Source organism: Oryzobacter terrae, assembly GCF_042756445.1.
GTDB classification, from domain to species: domain Bacteria; phylum Actinomycetota; class Actinomycetes; order Actinomycetales; family Dermatophilaceae; genus Oryzobacter; species Oryzobacter terrae.
Window position 1 is genome coordinate 2,510,693 of the sequence record NZ_CP170578.1, and the last position, 13,778, is coordinate 2,524,470.

Annotated in this window: 11 protein-coding genes and 1 riboswitch; of the genes, 8 read left to right on the plus strand and 3 right to left on the minus strand. The window is 75.2% G+C overall.

The window, feature by feature from the left end; translation table 11 throughout:
- Nucleotides 1-88: 88 nt before the first annotated feature.
- Nucleotides 89-1,753 carry a histidine ammonia-lyase gene (gene hutH, locus ACFWN3_RS11865; protein ID WP_377639824.1) on the plus strand — a complete coding sequence of 555 codons (1,665 nt, stop codon included), beginning with the start codon at nt 89-91 and terminating at the stop codon, nt 1,751-1,753.
- Between the two features lie 202 nt (nt 1,754-1,955).
- Here hutH and ACFWN3_RS11870 read toward each other — a convergent pair whose 3' ends face one another.
- Nucleotides 1,956-2,666 (minus strand): class I SAM-dependent methyltransferase, encoded by a 711-nt coding sequence (locus tag ACFWN3_RS11870; RefSeq protein ID WP_377639826.1) that lies wholly within the window; start codon nt 2,664-2,666, stop codon nt 1,956-1,958.
- A gap of 310 nt (nt 2,667-2,976) precedes the next feature.
- Here ACFWN3_RS11870 and hutU point away from each other — a divergent pair, with 310 nt between their 5' ends.
- On the plus strand, nt 2,977-4,632 hold the full coding sequence (gene hutU / locus ACFWN3_RS11875; protein WP_377639828.1) for a urocanate hydratase: 1,656 nt from the start codon (nt 2,977-2,979) through the stop codon (nt 4,630-4,632).
- Between the two features lie 34 nt (nt 4,633-4,666).
- Here hutU and ACFWN3_RS11880 read toward each other — a convergent pair whose 3' ends face one another.
- Nucleotides 4,667-5,140 (minus strand): aminoacyl-tRNA deacylase, encoded by a 474-nt coding sequence (locus tag ACFWN3_RS11880; RefSeq protein ID WP_377639830.1) that lies wholly within the window; start codon nt 5,138-5,140, stop codon nt 4,667-4,669.
- Between the two features lie 268 nt (nt 5,141-5,408).
- Between ACFWN3_RS11880 and ACFWN3_RS11885 the strand changes: the two genes are divergently transcribed.
- Genes ACFWN3_RS11885 through ACFWN3_RS11900 form a run of 4 tightly spaced genes read left to right on the plus strand, consistent with a single transcriptional unit; the run spans nt 5,409 to nt 10,025 of the window.
- Entirely contained in the window at nt 5,409-6,602 is a 1,194-nt protein-coding gene (locus tag ACFWN3_RS11885) for an allantoate amidohydrolase (protein ID WP_377639832.1), read from the plus strand.
- Nucleotides 6,599-7,921, plus strand: a complete 1,323-nt coding sequence (locus tag ACFWN3_RS11890; RefSeq protein ID WP_377639834.1) for a formimidoylglutamate deiminase — start codon at nt 6,599-6,601, stop codon at nt 7,919-7,921. The genes ACFWN3_RS11885 and ACFWN3_RS11890 overlap by 4 nt, the downstream gene beginning before the upstream one ends.
- On the plus strand, nt 7,918-9,147 hold the full coding sequence (gene hutI, locus ACFWN3_RS11895; protein ID WP_377639836.1) for an imidazolonepropionase: 1,230 nt from the start codon (nt 7,918-7,920) through the stop codon (nt 9,145-9,147). Before ACFWN3_RS11890 ends, hutI begins: the two co-directional genes overlap by 4 nt.
- Nucleotides 9,148-9,200: 53 nt before the next feature.
- Nucleotides 9,201-10,025: an alpha/beta fold hydrolase gene (locus ACFWN3_RS11900; protein WP_377639838.1), complete on the plus strand. Its 825-nt coding sequence runs from the start codon at nt 9,201-9,203 to the stop codon at nt 10,023-10,025.
- Between the two features lie 61 nt (nt 10,026-10,086).
- On the opposite strand, the gene ACFWN3_RS11905 is transcribed toward ACFWN3_RS11900, so the two are convergent.
- The gene (locus ACFWN3_RS11905; RefSeq protein ID WP_377639840.1) at nt 10,087-10,365 is read right to left on the minus strand and encodes a DUF4235 domain-containing protein; all 279 of its coding nucleotides are present in this window, start codon (nt 10,363-10,365) and stop codon (nt 10,087-10,089) included.
- An 86-nt stretch (nt 10,366-10,451) separates the two neighbouring features.
- Nucleotides 10,452-10,554: riboswitch (TPP riboswitch) on the plus strand.
- An 88-nt stretch (nt 10,555-10,642) separates the two neighbouring features.
- Between ACFWN3_RS11905 and ACFWN3_RS11910 the strand changes: the two genes are divergently transcribed.
- Both ACFWN3_RS11910 and ACFWN3_RS11915 read left to right on the plus strand, forming a co-directional pair.
- Nucleotides 10,643-11,347, plus strand: coding sequence for an ECF transporter S component (locus ACFWN3_RS11910; protein WP_377639842.1), 705 nt, complete (start codon nt 10,643-10,645; stop codon nt 11,345-11,347).
- A gap of 4 nt (nt 11,348-11,351) precedes the next feature.
- The gene (locus tag ACFWN3_RS11915; protein ID WP_377639843.1) at nt 11,352-13,709 is read left to right on the plus strand and encodes an ATP-binding cassette domain-containing protein; all 2,358 of its coding nucleotides are present in this window, start codon (nt 11,352-11,354) and stop codon (nt 13,707-13,709) included.
- The last annotated feature ends 69 nt before the right edge of the window (nt 13,710-13,778 follow it).

The following is a 13,778-nucleotide window of genomic DNA, read 5'->3' on the forward strand; positions in this document are numbered from 1 at the left end:
ATGTTCGGACGGGGGTGGTCTCGGGGGTGAGACAGCACGGGGTGGTGGGTGCTGTCGGGCCGGCCCGTCCGGGGCTGCAATGGGAGGCATGAGCGACGCCACCTCCACGCCCGGATCGACCTCCGACGGCTCGCACCCGCGGATGCCGACGAGCTACCCGGCCGACGCACCCGGCCTTCCCGGCGCCACGCCCGATGACGCCGTGCCCGGCCTCGAGCCCGTCACCGTCGGCGCCGGACCCCTCGCCGTCGAGGACGTCGTGCGCGTCGCCCGCGACGGTGCACCGGTCGTCATCGCCCCGACCGCCCTCGACGAGGTCCGCCGCACTCGTGAGGTCGTCCGCGCCCTGGCCGGCGACAGCCAGCCCCACTACGGCGTCTCGACCGGTTTCGGTGCGCTCGCGACCCGGCACATCCCCGTCGACCTGCGCCACCGCCTCCAGCGCTCGCTGATCCGCAGCCACGCGGCCGGCTCGGGCGCCGAGGTCGAGCGCGAGGTCGTGCGCGCCCTCATGCTCCTGCGCGTCGCCACACTGGCCACCGGGCGCACCGGCATCCGCGAGGAGACCCTCGCCACCTACGTCGGGCTGCTCAACCACGGCATCACCCCCGTCGTCCACGAGTACGGCTCGCTCGGCTGCTCCGGCGACCTCGCCCCGCTCTCGCACTGCGCCCTCGCCCTCATGGGGGAGGGTCCGGTGCGCGACGCCGACGGCGCCCTCACCGATGCGGCGGCGGCGCTCGTGGCGGCCGGCCTCACACCGGTCGAGCTCGAGGAGAAGGAGGGCCTGGCGCTCATCAACGGCACCGACGGGATGCTCGGGATGCTGTGCCTCGCCCTCCACGACCTGCGCGAGCTGCTCGTCGTCGCCGACGTGGCCGCGGCGATGTCGGTCGAAGGGCTCCTCGGCACCGACGACGTCTTCGCCGCCGACCTCCATGCCCTGCGCCCCCAGCCGGGCCAGGCGGTGTCGGCCGCGAACATCCGAAAGGTGATGGCGGACAGCCAGATCCGTGAGTCGCACCGAACCGAGGCGTGCACCCGGGTCCAGGACGCCTACTCCGTGCGCTGCGCGCCCCAGGTCGCCGGCGGCGTCCGCGACACCGTCGACCACGCCGCCCGGGTCGCCGGGTTCGAGCTCGCGAGCGCCGTCGACAACCCCGTCGTCACCCCCGACGGACGGGTCGAGAGCAACGGCAACTTCCACGGCGCCCCGGTCGCCTACGTCCTCGACTTCCTCGCGATCGTCGCGGCCGACCTCGCCTCGATGAGCGAGCGGCGCACCGACCGCTTCCTCGACGTCGCGCGCAGCAACGGGCTCCCGCCGTTCCTCGCCGACGACCCCGGCGTCGACAGCGGTCACATGATCGCGCAGTACACCCAGGCCGCGATCGTCTCGGAGATGAAGCGGCTCGCCGTCCCCGCGTCGGTCGACTCGATCCCGAGCTCGGCGATGCAGGAGGACCACGTGTCGATGGGCTGGTCCGGGGCGCGCAAGCTGCGGCGGTCGGTCGACGGGCTCTCGCGGGTGCTCGCGGTCGAGGTGCTGACGGCGGCGCGCGGGCTCCAGCTGAGGGCGCCACTGGCCCCCGCGCCGGCCACCGCCGCGGTCGTCGAGGCCCTCGTCGCCGCGGGCGCCTCGCAGCCGGGCCCCGACCGCTTCCTCGCCCCCGAGATCGAGGTCGCCCACGGCCTCGTCGCCGACGGCACCGTCCGCCGGGCCGCCGAGGCGCACACCGGCCCGCTCGCCTGACGGCGTCTCCTCGGCCCTCGGCCCGGCTCCTGCCGTCCGGCCAGGTCCGGCCGTCCGGCCCGGCTCCTGCCGTTCCCGCTTCCGCTCCGGGCCCGGCTCGTCCTCACCACCACGGCAGTCGAGGTCGCGCGACATGCCGATGAACGGGTCCAGCCGTCGGCATGTCGTGCGATCTCGACCGGGGGATGAAGGGCCGAGGGGCTCAGGCCGGCCGGCGGACCCTCGCGACGAGGTCGTCGGCGTGGTGCGCTCCCGCGCCACCGCTGATCAGGCGCTCGCGACGGTCGTCGACCTCGACCGTCCAGCCCTCCGGCACCCCGGCGACGACATCGGCCGGCTGGAGGAGGTCGGCCGGGTCGAAGCCGTGGGCCCGCGCGCGCTCGGGGTCGACGTCGGCGTGGTGGACGACGAGGAGGGAGCCTCCGGGGGCCACGAGCCGGGTCAGGGCGACGAGGGGCGAGGTGTCGGTGAAGAGCGTCGGGTAGAAGGCGGTCACGAGGTCAAAGGCCCCGGCCGGGAGGTCGTCGGCGACGTCGGCCAGCTCCGCGTGGACCCACGTGACGTCGACCCCCGCCGCCGCGGCACCGGCCCGGGCCCGGTCGAGGGCGACGCCGGACGGGTCGAGCGCCACGACCTCCCACCCGTGCGAGGCCAACCAGACGGCGTCGGCGCCCTCGCCGCAGCCCACCTCGAGGACGCGGCCCGGGGTCAGCCCCGACGCCTCGACGACGAGGGTGTGGTTCGGCTCGCCGCTCCAGATCCCCTCGGCCTTCTCGCCGTAGCGGGCGTCCCACTCCGCCTGGCCCGGCCGCACGCCGTGGGGATGGCCGTGGACGCCCGCGTCGTCGTGGACGTGGTGCTCGGGACCGGGCGAGGAGGCGATGGGGGTGGCGTCGTCATCGGAGGGCGTCATGCCCCCGAGTCTGCCGCTCCGTTCCCCGCCGCGTGTGCTGAGGTGGCTGCTGGGACGACCACCTGAGCACACGCGGCAGGGAGCACCGGTGGCGTGTGCCCAGATGGCTGCTGGGGCGACCAGGTGCGCACACGCGGCAGGGAGCACCGGTGGCGTGTGCTGAGGTGGCTGCTGGGGCGACCACCTCGGCACACGCGGCGGGGTGCTGGGCGCGCGCGTCTCGGATGGCAGACAGGGACGCGGCCCGGGCCCTTGGGGCAGCCCCGGGCGCACCGCCACAGTGGAGGGGAACCCGACGAAGGAGTCCGACATGGACGGCGCCCGCCCCGTGCGCAGCCCCCGCGGCACCACGCTCACCGCCCGCCAGTGGTCGACCGAGGCCCCGCTGCGGATGCTCATGAACAACCTCGACCCCGAGGTCGCCGAGCGTCCCGACGACCTCGTCGTCTACGGCGGCACCGGCCGCGCGGCCCGCGACTGGCGATCCTTCGACGCCATGGTCCGCACCCTGACGACGCTCGAGCCCGACGAGACGATGCTCGTCCAGAGCGGCCGCCCGGTCGGCGTGATGCAGACGCACGAGTGGGCGCCGCGCGTCCTCATCGCCAACTCCAACCTCGTCGGGGACTGGGCGACCTGGCCCGAGTTCCGCCGGCTCGAGCACCTCGGGCTGACGATGTACGGCCAGATGACGGCCGGCTCGTGGATCTACATCGGCACCCAGGGCATCGTCCAGGGCACCTACGAGACCTTCGCCGCCGTCGCCGAGAAGCGTTTCGGCGGAACCCTCGCCGGCACCCTCACCCTGACGGCGGGCTGTGGCGGGATGGGTGGCGCGCAGCCGCTCGCGGTCACCCTCAACGAGGGCGCCTGCCTCGTCGTCGACGTCGACGAGACCCGCCTCCGCCGCCGGGTCGAGCACCGCTACCTCGACGAGGTCGCCGACAGCCTCGACCACGCCGTCGAGATCGCCCTGCGGGCCAAGGCCGAGCGCCGCGCGTGGTCGGTCGGCGTGGTCGGCAACGCCGCCGAGGTCTTCCCCGAGCTGCTGCGCCGCGGCGTCGCCATCGACGTCGTCACCGACCAGACGTCCGCCCACGACCCGCTCAGCTACCTTCCCGAGGGCATCGCCCTCGAGGAGTGGGCCGAGTACGCCGCGAAGAAGCCCGAGGAGTTCACCGACCGCGCCCGGGCCTCGATGGCCAGGCACGTCGAGGCGATGGTCGGGTTCATGGACGCCGGTGCCGAGGTCTTCGACTACGGCAACTCGATCCGCGACGAGGCCCGCCAGGGCGGCTACGACCGCGCCTTCGACTTCCCCGGGTTCGTACCCGCCTACATCCGGCCGCTGTTCTGCGAGGGCAAGGGCCCGTTCCGCTGGGTCGCGCTCTCCGGGGACCCCCAGGACATCGCCGCCACCGACAAGGCCGTCCTCGACCTCTTCCCCGACAACGACCGTCTGCACAAGTGGATGCGCGGCGCGCAGGAACGAATCGCGTTCCAGGGCTTGCCTGCTCGCATCTGCTGGCTCGGTCAGGGCGAGCGCGACAAGGCCGGCCTCGCCTTCAACGACCTCGTCCGCAGCGGCGCGGTCAGTGCGCCGATCGTCATCGGCCGCGACCACCTCGACACCGGGTCGGTCGCGAGCCCCTACCGCGAGACCGAGTCGATGCTCGACGGCTCCGACGCCATCGCCGACTGGCCGCTCCTCAACGCGCTCGTCAACACCGCGTCGGGCGCGAGCTGGGTCTCGATCCACCACGGCGGGGGAGTCGGCATCGGGCGCTCGCTGCACGCCGGGCAGGTCTCGCTCGCCGACGGCACCGACCTCGCGGCCGAGAAGCTGTACCGCGTCCTCACCAACGACCCGGCGATGGGAGTCATCCGGCACGTCGACGCCGGGTACGACATCGCCGAGCGGACGGCGGCCGAGCAGGGCGTGCGCATCCCGATGCGCGAGGACTGACCCGGCTCCGGACGACCGTCGCGGGTCCTGGAGGTCAGGCGGGGTCGGTGACGTCGGCGACCTCGGCGCCCAGGGCCGCGACGGCGGCGTCGGCGTCGACGGTGGCCGCGACCCCGTGGGCGCCCGCCCCGAGGGAGACCCGGCGCCCGACCAGCGTCGCGTCGGCGACGACCGGCCACGCGGTGCTCGAGCCGAACGGCGTGATGGTGCCGCGCTCGTAGCCGGTGACCTCCAGCGCCGTCGCGGCGTCGGGCATCGACATCCGGCTGGCGCCGACGTGCGTGCGCAGCTTCGGCCACGAGATCTCGCGGTCGCCGGGGACGAGGACGAAGAGGAAGTCGCCCTCACCGCGGCGCACGACGAGCGTCTTGACGATGTCGCGCGGCTCGACACCGCGGGCCGCGGCGGCCTCGGCGAGCGACCCGACGCGCCCGTGCCGCGTCACCTCGTGCTCGATCCCCGATGCCGCCAGTGCGCCCAGGGCACGGTCCTCGCCGTCGCTCGTCATGCCGTCAGCCTAGGCGTGAGCGCGCCGCGCCGGACCGCTGCTCGGCCGGGGCCGGCCACCGCGTCGACCCCGACCGGCCCCACCGGCCGGCCGACCCGCCCGGCCGGATGACGGGCCCCTCGCCGTCCCGACCCCCTCTGACGTCGCACAATCTGGCACCCGAGACAACCGGCCTGTCGCTGCCGCCCCACGCGCGACCCCGAGTTGGTCCAATGGGGTCATGTCGCCGTCGCCTCCAGCAGCCGGGGCCTCAGCGGGGTTCCGCCGGATGTGGCGCGACCTCGAGGAGGTCGGCCGGGACGACGACAGCGGCGGCTACCACCGCTTCGCCTGGACCCGCACCGACAGCGACCTGCGCGAGTGGTTCGTCGGTGAGTGCGAGCAGCGCGGCCTCGACGTCACGACCGACCGGGTCGGCAACCAGTGGGCGTGGTGGGGCGACCCCGACGCCGCCGTCGCCGCGGGCGACCCCGGCGTCGTCATCGGGTCGCACCTCGACTCCGTCCCCGACGGCGGGGCCTTCGACGGCCCGCTCGGTGTCGTGGGCGCTCTCGCCGCGCTCGACGACTTGCGCGAGAGGGGCTTCCAGCCGAGCCGGCCCATCGGCGTCGTGAACTTCACCGACGAGGAGGGCTCCCGGTTCGGCGTCGCGTGCGCCGGGTCCCGGGTGCTCACCGGGGCGCTGAGCCCCGACCGGGCCCGCTCCCTCACCGACCGCGACGGCGTCTCGATGGCCGACGCGATGCGCAGCGCCGGCCGCGACCCCGGCCACCTGGGCCGCGACGACGACACCCTCGCGCGGATCGGCACGTTCGTCGAGATGCACATCGAGCAGGGACGCGCCCTCGTCGACCTCGGCCACGCCGTCGGCGTCGGCAGCGACATCTGGCCCCACGGCCGATGGCGGTTCGACGTCCCCGGAGAGGCGAACCACGCCGGGACGACGCGGCTCGAGGACCGCGAGGACGCCATGCTCGGCCTCGCCGCCACGATCATCGCCGCACGCCGGGCGGCCGAGGACCACGGCTGCGTGGCGACGGTCGGCAAGGTCGAGATCGTCCCGGGCGGCGTCAACGCCATCGCCTCGTGCGCCACCGGCTGGCTCGACGCCCGCGGCACCGACGCCGACGCCGTGCTGCGGGTCGTGTCCGACGTCCGCCAGGCCGTCCACGACGTCGACGGGCTGATGACGCAGGAGTCCTGGACGCCCACGACCGACTTCGACCCGGTCCTGGCCCGCCGACTCGCCGTCCGCCTGGGCGACGCGCCCGTCCTCGGCACGGGCGCCGGGCACGATGCCGGCATCCTCGCCAACGACGGCGTGCGCACCGCGATGCTCTTCGTGCGCAACCCGACCGGTGTCTCCCACTCACCCGACGAGTGGGCCGCCGCCGACGACTGCCTCGCCGGTGTCGCCGCCCTCTCCGACGTCGTCTCCGACCTGGCCGGGGGCGGTGGATGACCGCGTACTGGTGCGAGCACGCCGTGCTCCCCGGTGGCGTCCGCAGGTCCGTGCGCGTGGCGGTGGCGCGCGGTCGCATCACCGAGGTCCTCCCCGAGGCGCCCGCTCAGCCCGATGATGTCCGCCTGCCCGGCGTCGTGCTGCCGGGGCTGGCGAACGGCCACAGCCACACCTTCCACCGGGCCCTGCGCGGCCGGACCCACGACGACGGCGGCAACTTCTGGACCTGGCGCGACGCGATGTACCGCGTCACCCGCAAGCTCGACCCCGAGACGTACCACGCCCTCGCCAGGGCGGTCTTCGCCGAGATGCTCCTCGCCGGCTACACGGCGGTGGGGGAGTTCCACTACGTCCACCACGCCCCGGGCGGTCGCCGGTACGACGACCCGAACGTCATGGGCCGCGCGGTCGTGGCGGCCGCGCGCGAGGTCGGCATCCGGCTGACCCTGCTCGACACCTGCTACCTCGCGGGCGGCCTGACCGCCGGGGGCCACCTCGAGCTGGACACGATCCAGCAGCGGTTCAGCGACGGGTCGGTCCAGGCGTGGGCCGAGCGGGTCGGAGCGCTCGAGGACGACGACACGACGCGGGTCGGAGCCGCCGTCCACTCCGTGCGCGCGGTGCCGTGCGACGACCTCGCCGCCGTCGGGGAGCTCGCGGTGACCGACGGCCGGCCCCTGCACGTGCACCTGTCGGAGCAGCCCGGCGAGAACCTCGCGTGCGAGGGGTTCTACGGCTGCTCGCCGACCGAGCTCCTCTCGGGCGAGGGCCTGCTCGGACCGTCGACCACCGTCGTCCACGCGACGCACCTCTCCGACAAGGACGTCGAGCTCCTCGCGGGTGCGGGGGCCACGGCGTGCTTCTGCCCGACGACCGAGCGCGACCTCGCCGACGGCATCGGCCCGGCGCGCCGGCTCGCGGACGCCGGGGTCGCCCTCACCCTCGGGTCCGACCAGCACGCCGTCATCGACCCGTTCGAGGAGGTCCGCGGCGTCGAGATGCACGAGCGCCTCGAGACCCTCGAACGCGGCCGGTTCGCCCCGTCCTCGCTCCTGGCGATGGCGACCGTCGACGGCTACCGCTCGCTCGGCTGGGACGGCGGCCTCCTGGCCCCGGGGCAGCTCGCGGACCTCGTGGCGGTGCGGCTCGACAGCCCACGGACCGCCGGGGTGGCCCCGGACCAGGTGCTCTACGCGGCGACCTCGGCCGACGTCACCGACACGGTCGTCCACGGCGAGCACGTCGTCCGCGACGGGGCCCACCGCTCCGGTGACGTCGGCCGGATGCTGACCGATGCCATCGCGGCGGTCCGGAGGTGACCGCCGGCCCCATCGGCGTCGGCGCCAGGTCGACGCTCGTGACGAACATCGGCGAGCTCGTCACCTGCGCCGGATCCGACGGCGGCACAGCGGTGCTCGGCGCGCCGGTCCGCGCGAACGACAGGCTCGGGGTGCAGCACGACGCCGCGGTCGTCGTCGTGGAGCGGCGCATCGCGTGGGTGGGCCCCGCGTCGCGGGCACCGGTCGCGGACCGCCGCATCGACGTCGGTGGCGCGGCCGTCGTGCCCGGGTTCGTCGACAGCCACAGCCACCTCGTGTACGCCGGAGACCGGGCCGCCGAGTTCACCGCGCGGATGGCCGGGACGCCGTACGACGGCGGAGGCATCGGGGTCTCCGTCGCGGCCACCCGTGCTGCGTCGGACGACGACCTGCGCGCCCTGCTGCACGGCAGGATCGCCGAGATGCGTTCTCTCGGAACGACGACCATCGAGGTCAAGAGCGGCTACGGCCTCGACGTCGAGCACGAGGAGCGCTCCCTGCGCCTGGCCCGCGAGGTCACCGACGAGACGACCTTCCTCGGCGCGCACGTCGTCCCTCCCGAGGCCCGCGACGACCGTGCCGCCTACCTCGACCTCGTCACCGGGCCGATGCTCGCGGCCTGCGCGCCGCACGCCCGGTGGGTCGACGTCTTCTGCGAGCCCGCGTCGCCGTACGCCTTCACCGAGGACGAGGCGCGCCGCGTCCTCGTCGCCGGTCGCGACGCAGGGCTGGGGCTGCGCGTCCACGGCAACCAGCTCTCGGAGGGGCCGGGGGTGCGGCTCGCGGTCGAGCTCGGCGCGGCCTCGGTGGACCACTGCACCTTCCTCTCCGACACCGACGTCGAGGCCCTCGCCGGTGCCGCCGGGACCACGGTCGCGACGCTGCTACCGGGGGTGGAGTTCTCGACCCGGATGCCGTGGGTCGACGCGCGCCGGCTCGTCGAGGCCGGGGTCGACGTCGCCCTCGCATCCGACTGCAACCCGGGGACGTGCAACACCTCCTCGATGCCGTTCGTCATCGCCCTCGCGGTGCGCGAGATGAGGATGACCGCCGCCGAGGCGCTCGTCGCCGCGACGGTCGGTGGTGCTCGTGCGCTGCGCCGCGAGGACGTCGGGCGGATCGCCGTCGGGTCGCGTGCCGACCTCGCCGTCCTCGACGCCCCCTCCCACGAGCACCTCGCCTACCGCCCGGGGATGCCGCTGGCCCGCGCGCTCGACCTCCACTGAGCCCTTCCCCCCAGGGGTCCGCGTGCGGGACCGTGGGGGCAGAGGTGGTGCGCGTGGCCGGTCGGACCGTGGTGCGCCGCGGGACGTCCGCGGCGGGGATGGACCACGCCTCCTGGGGCGACGGCGACCTGACCCTGCTCTACATCGGGGGCGGCCCGGGTGGCACCGTGCCGTCCGGGCGGCTGGGGCGGGGCACCGAGCGCTGGTTCGAGCCGTTCACGACGGCCGGTCACACGGTCTGGTACGTCAGCCGGCGTCGTGGCATGCCGGCCGGGCACACCGTCGAGGACGTCGCCGACGACTACGCCCGCTTCGTCCGCGACGAGCTGGGCGGCCGGGCCGACCTCGTCGTCGGGGTCTCGTACGGCGGCATGGTCGCGCTGCTGCTTGCCGCGCGGCACCCCGACCTCGTCGGTCGCGTCGCCGTCGTCGCGGCGGCCGCCGAGGTCAGCGACTGGGGCAAGGACGTCGACGACCGCCTGGCGCAGGCGCTCGCCCGGGGAGACCGGACGGCCGCCGGGGCGACGTTCGCGGAGTACGCCCTTCCCGGACGCGCCTGGGGGTGGCTGCGCCGCCTCGTGGGTCCCCTCGTCGGACGGATGGTGGGGTCCGGCACGCACTACCCGCCGTCCGACGTCGTCGTCGAGGCCCGGTCCGAGCTGGTCTACGACGCCCGGGCGGCGCTGCCGGCCATCCGCGCCCCCGTGGTGCTGCTCTGTGGCGACGAGGACCCGTTCTTCCCGCCGGACGTCGTCGCGCGGACGGCCGCCCTCATCCCCGACTGCACGCTCGTGCCCTATCCCGGGCGCGGGCACCTCTGGGTCGGCTCGTCACGACAGGTGCCGCGCGACGTCCTCACGGCGTTCGACGGCGCCTGAGGGCGGGGGCGGCGCCGGAGAGCGCCCGATCGCGCCCGATCGCGGGCCCTGACCTCCCCCGTCAGCTGACGGGCTCCTCGGCGATCTCCTTGGGGAGGTGGCCGGCCGACTTGGCGTAGTACGCCGCGGCCTTGCGCTCGGTGAAGGTGCGGGCGACGCCGACGGCGAGGCCGGTGATCGCGGCGTACGCGACGGCCTTGGCGAGGGGCGCGTCGGGGTCCTTGGGGTTGATCTCGTCCTTGAGGGCCTTGCCCCAGACGGCGTTGACGAGCTTGGTGGCCAGCACGCCGGCGAGGATGGCGCTCCCGGTCCCGAGGACTTTCCAGGCGAGCGGTCCCATGGTGTTCCTCCAGCGGTGGTTCGCGGTGCCGGGCGGGCCCGGCGGGGTCTTCGTCCACCCTAGTCGGGCGGGTATAGGCTGACGGCGTCCAACGACAGGGGAGCGCTCCGGCGCTGAGAGTGCGGTCCGCCGCAGACCCTCGAACCTGATCCGGTTAGCACCGGTGGAGGGAGTCGGGAAATCTCAGGTGCACCCCCGGCACACCCGCCAGGCGGCTGCCTGCGAGGTGCCGGGCGTGCCCCTCCCCCGAGGTGAAAACACCACGGGAGAGAACGACATGGCAACACAGCTCAGCGAGAGCCCGGCCCGCAGCCGGCGCTCCATCACCGCGACCTCGCCGCTCATGGGCTGGCGGACGGTCGACATCCTCACCATCGCCTTCCTCGGCGCGGCGCTGGGTGTCGCGTTCTGGGGGTGGGGCGTGTTCTACAACGGCCCGGTCTCGGCGCTCAAGCTCGGCTACGCGCCCCTGAACGGCCTCTTCGTCGGGACGTGGTTCCTCGCGGGCGTCGTCGGGGGCCTCGTCGTCCGCCGACCGGGTGCGGCCCTGTTCTGCGAGGTCGTCGCCGCCCTCGTCTCGATGCTGCCCGGCACCGAGTGGGGAGCCACCGTCCTCGTCTCGGGCATCCTCCAGGGCCTCGGGGCCGAGCTCGCGTTCGCGGTCCTCGGCTACAAGCTCTTCGGGGTCGCTGCCGCCTCCCTCGCCGGGGTGCTGTCGGCGCCCCTGGAGTGGGCCTTCGAGGTCGTGAAGTTCCCCGCGTCGTGGGCCGACGTGCCCGTCCTGTCGGTCCTCGCCGACGGCGGCGGCTGGTACGCCGAGTGGGTCGTGCGCGACAAGATCGCCTACCTCCTCGCGATGGGCGTCTCCGGAGCCGTCCTTGCCGGCGTCGTCGGCTGGCTGCTCGTGCGGGTGCTGGCCCGGGCCGGGGCGCTGTCGGCCTTCCCTGCCGGCCAGGAGCACCGGGAGTCGCGGGCCGTCTGAGCCGATGACGACCGACTCGCCTCCCGCGGTGGAGGCCGCCGGCGGACGGCCGCGCCGTCGCGGGCTCGTCGAGGTCGAGGGGCTCACCTGGCGCCCGTTCGGCCGCCGCGAGCCCGTGCTGCGCGACGTCACGCTGCGGCTCGAACCGGGAAAGCGGGTCCTGCTCGTCGGGCCGAGCGGGTCGGGGAAGTCGACGCTCCTTCGGGCGCTCGCCGGGCTGCTCGAGACCGCCGACGCCGGCGACCTCACCGGTTCGGTGTCGGTCGACGGGCTCGAGCCGGGAGCCCGACCCGGGGCGGTGGGGCTCGTCCTCCAGGAGCCGGGCTCGGGCGTCGTGGCGGCCACCGTCGGTCGCGACGTCGCCTTCGGACCCGAGAACGTCCGGATGGAGCGCGCGGCCATGGGTGCCGTCGTCACCGCCTCGCTCGGGGCCGTCGGCCTCGGCGACCTGCCGCTCGTCACCCCCACCTCGGCGCTGTCCGGGGGCCAGACCCAGCGGCTCGCCCTCGCGGGGACCCTCGCGCTCGACCCGTCGGTCGTCCTCCTCGACGAGCCGACCGCGATGCTCGACCCCGGCTCGGCGCAGGAGGTCCGCGACGCCGTGGCCTCGCTCGTGGAGCGGGAGGGAGCGCCGACGCTCGTCGTCGTCGAGCACGTCCTCGGGCCGTGGGTCGACCTCGTCGACCGGCTCGTCGTGCTGTCCGACGACGGGCACGTCGTCGCCGACGGGCCGGTGCGCGCGACCCTGGCGGCCGAGCGCGAGGCCCTCCTGGCGATGGGGGTGTGGGTTCCCGGGGAGGGCCCGCCGGACCCGGTCGCCGTCGACCCGGCCCTGCTCCGGTACGGCAACACGCCGACGGACGAGCCCGCGCATCGGCGTGTTGCCGTACCGGACCCGGCGACGGAGGACGACGGGCGGGGTCGCGGGAGCGTCTCGGCGCTGTACGCCGACGCGCTCGTCGTCGAGCGGACGACCCGGCTCGTCGACGGGCGGGCGCGCACGCGACGCGCCGCGGTCACGACGTCGCCGGTCGAGGCCGTGCCTGGCACCCTGACCGCGCTCGTCGGCCCGAGCGGTTCGGGGAAGTCGACGGTGCTCCACGCCCTCGCGGGGTTCCTGAGGCCCACCGACCCCGAGGCCGTGCGGGTCGCCGGGCCCGACGGCGTCACGGCGGCACCGGCCGACCTGTCCGCCACCGACCTCGCCGCCACGCTCGCCTGGGTGCCGCAGTGGTCGAGCTCGACGATCGTCGCCACGACCGTGCTCGACGAGGTGCTGGCGACCTCGCGCGCCCTCGGTCTCGACGACGCTGCGACGAAGGGCCGGGCCCGCGCGCTGCTCACGACCCTCGGGCTGCTCCACCTCCAGAAGGCCGACCCGCGCCACCTCTCCGGCGGCGAGCAGCGCCGCCTCGCCGTGGCGGCGGCCCTGCTCCACGGGCCGGCCGTCCTCCTCGCCGACGAGCCGACCGTCGGCCAGGACCGCCGGACGTGGGCGGCCCTCGTCGGGCTCGTGGCCGCCTACCGGACGGCGGGTGGCGCGGTGGTCGCGGCCACCCACGACACCCACGTCATCGCACGGGCCACCGTCGTCGAGCACCTCTCGCCGCCCCCGCCGCCACCCGAGGAGGCGCCGACCCGGGTGCCGCTCGTCGCGCGGTGCGGCCCCCTCGCCCTCCTCGCGGCAGCCCTGCTCGCCCTCCCGGCGGGCGTGGTGTCACCGCACTGGTCGGTGTCGCTGTGGGTGCTCGCGGTCGAGGTCGTCCTGGCCGTGATCGGCCTCTCGGCGCCCGGCCCGGGGGAGCGGCCCCCGAAGCGGTTGCGGCGCAGCGTGGTCCGTCTGCTCCCCGGCCTCCTCGCCGCGGCGTCGGTGGCGTGGTCGACCTGGCTGCTCGCCGGCCACGACCTCGACGCCGCCGCCACGGTCGGGTTGCGGGTCCTCGTCATCACGCTGCCGTCGGCCGTCCTCGTCCCGTGGGTCGACCCCGACCGGCTCGGTGACCACCTCGCCCAGCGGCTGCGCCTGCCCGACCGCCCGGTCGTCGCCACCGCGGCGGCCCTCCAACGGGTGCACTCCTTCGGGGAGATCTGGCGCGAGCTGGCCCGGGCCCGCAGGGTCCGCGGACTGGGCGTCTCGTGGCGCCGCCCCCGCACCGTCGCCACCCACCTCGGGGCGTTGACCCTCGGGCTCCTCGTCCGGACCCTGCGCGCCGCGGCCGACCTCGCCGTCGCGATGGACGCCCGGGGCTTCGCCACGGCCTCGTCGCGGACGTGGTGGGTGGCGGCCCCGTGGCGGTGGCGTGACACCGTCCTCGTCGCCCTCGCGTCCCTGCCGCTCGTCGTCGCGGTCGCGGTTCGCTGAGACCCGCCCGGATCGGGCCCCTCGGGTTCCACCCGTCGGCGGGTCGTCTTCCGTACTCCTCCACGACGG

Bases quoted from the DNA above. Each gene is read 5' to 3' on its own strand.
- hutH (WP_377639824.1), top strand. From the start codon at position 89: ATGAGCGACGCCACCTCCACGCCCGGATCGACCTCCGACGGCTCGCAC.
- ACFWN3_RS11870 (WP_377639826.1), bottom strand. From the start codon at position 2,666: ATGACGCCCTCCGATGACGACGCCACCCCCATCGCCTCCTCGCCCGGT.
- hutU (WP_377639828.1), top strand. From the start codon at position 2,977: ATGGACGGCGCCCGCCCCGTGCGCAGCCCCCGCGGCACCACGCTCACC.
- ACFWN3_RS11880 (WP_377639830.1), bottom strand. From the start codon at position 5,140: ATGACGAGCGACGGCGAGGACCGTGCCCTGGGCGCACTGGCGGCATCG.
- ACFWN3_RS11885 (WP_377639832.1), top strand. From the start codon at position 5,409: ATGTGGCGCGACCTCGAGGAGGTCGGCCGGGACGACGACAGCGGCGGC.
- ACFWN3_RS11890 (WP_377639834.1), top strand. From the start codon at position 6,599: ATGACCGCGTACTGGTGCGAGCACGCCGTGCTCCCCGGTGGCGTCCGC.
- ACFWN3_RS11905 (WP_377639840.1), bottom strand. From the start codon at position 10,365: ATGGGACCGCTCGCCTGGAAAGTCCTCGGGACCGGGAGCGCCATCCTC.
- ACFWN3_RS11910 (WP_377639842.1), top strand. From the start codon at position 10,643: ATGGCAACACAGCTCAGCGAGAGCCCGGCCCGCAGCCGGCGCTCCATC.
- ACFWN3_RS11915 (WP_377639843.1), top strand. From the start codon at position 11,352: ATGACGACCGACTCGCCTCCCGCGGTGGAGGCCGCCGGCGGACGGCCG.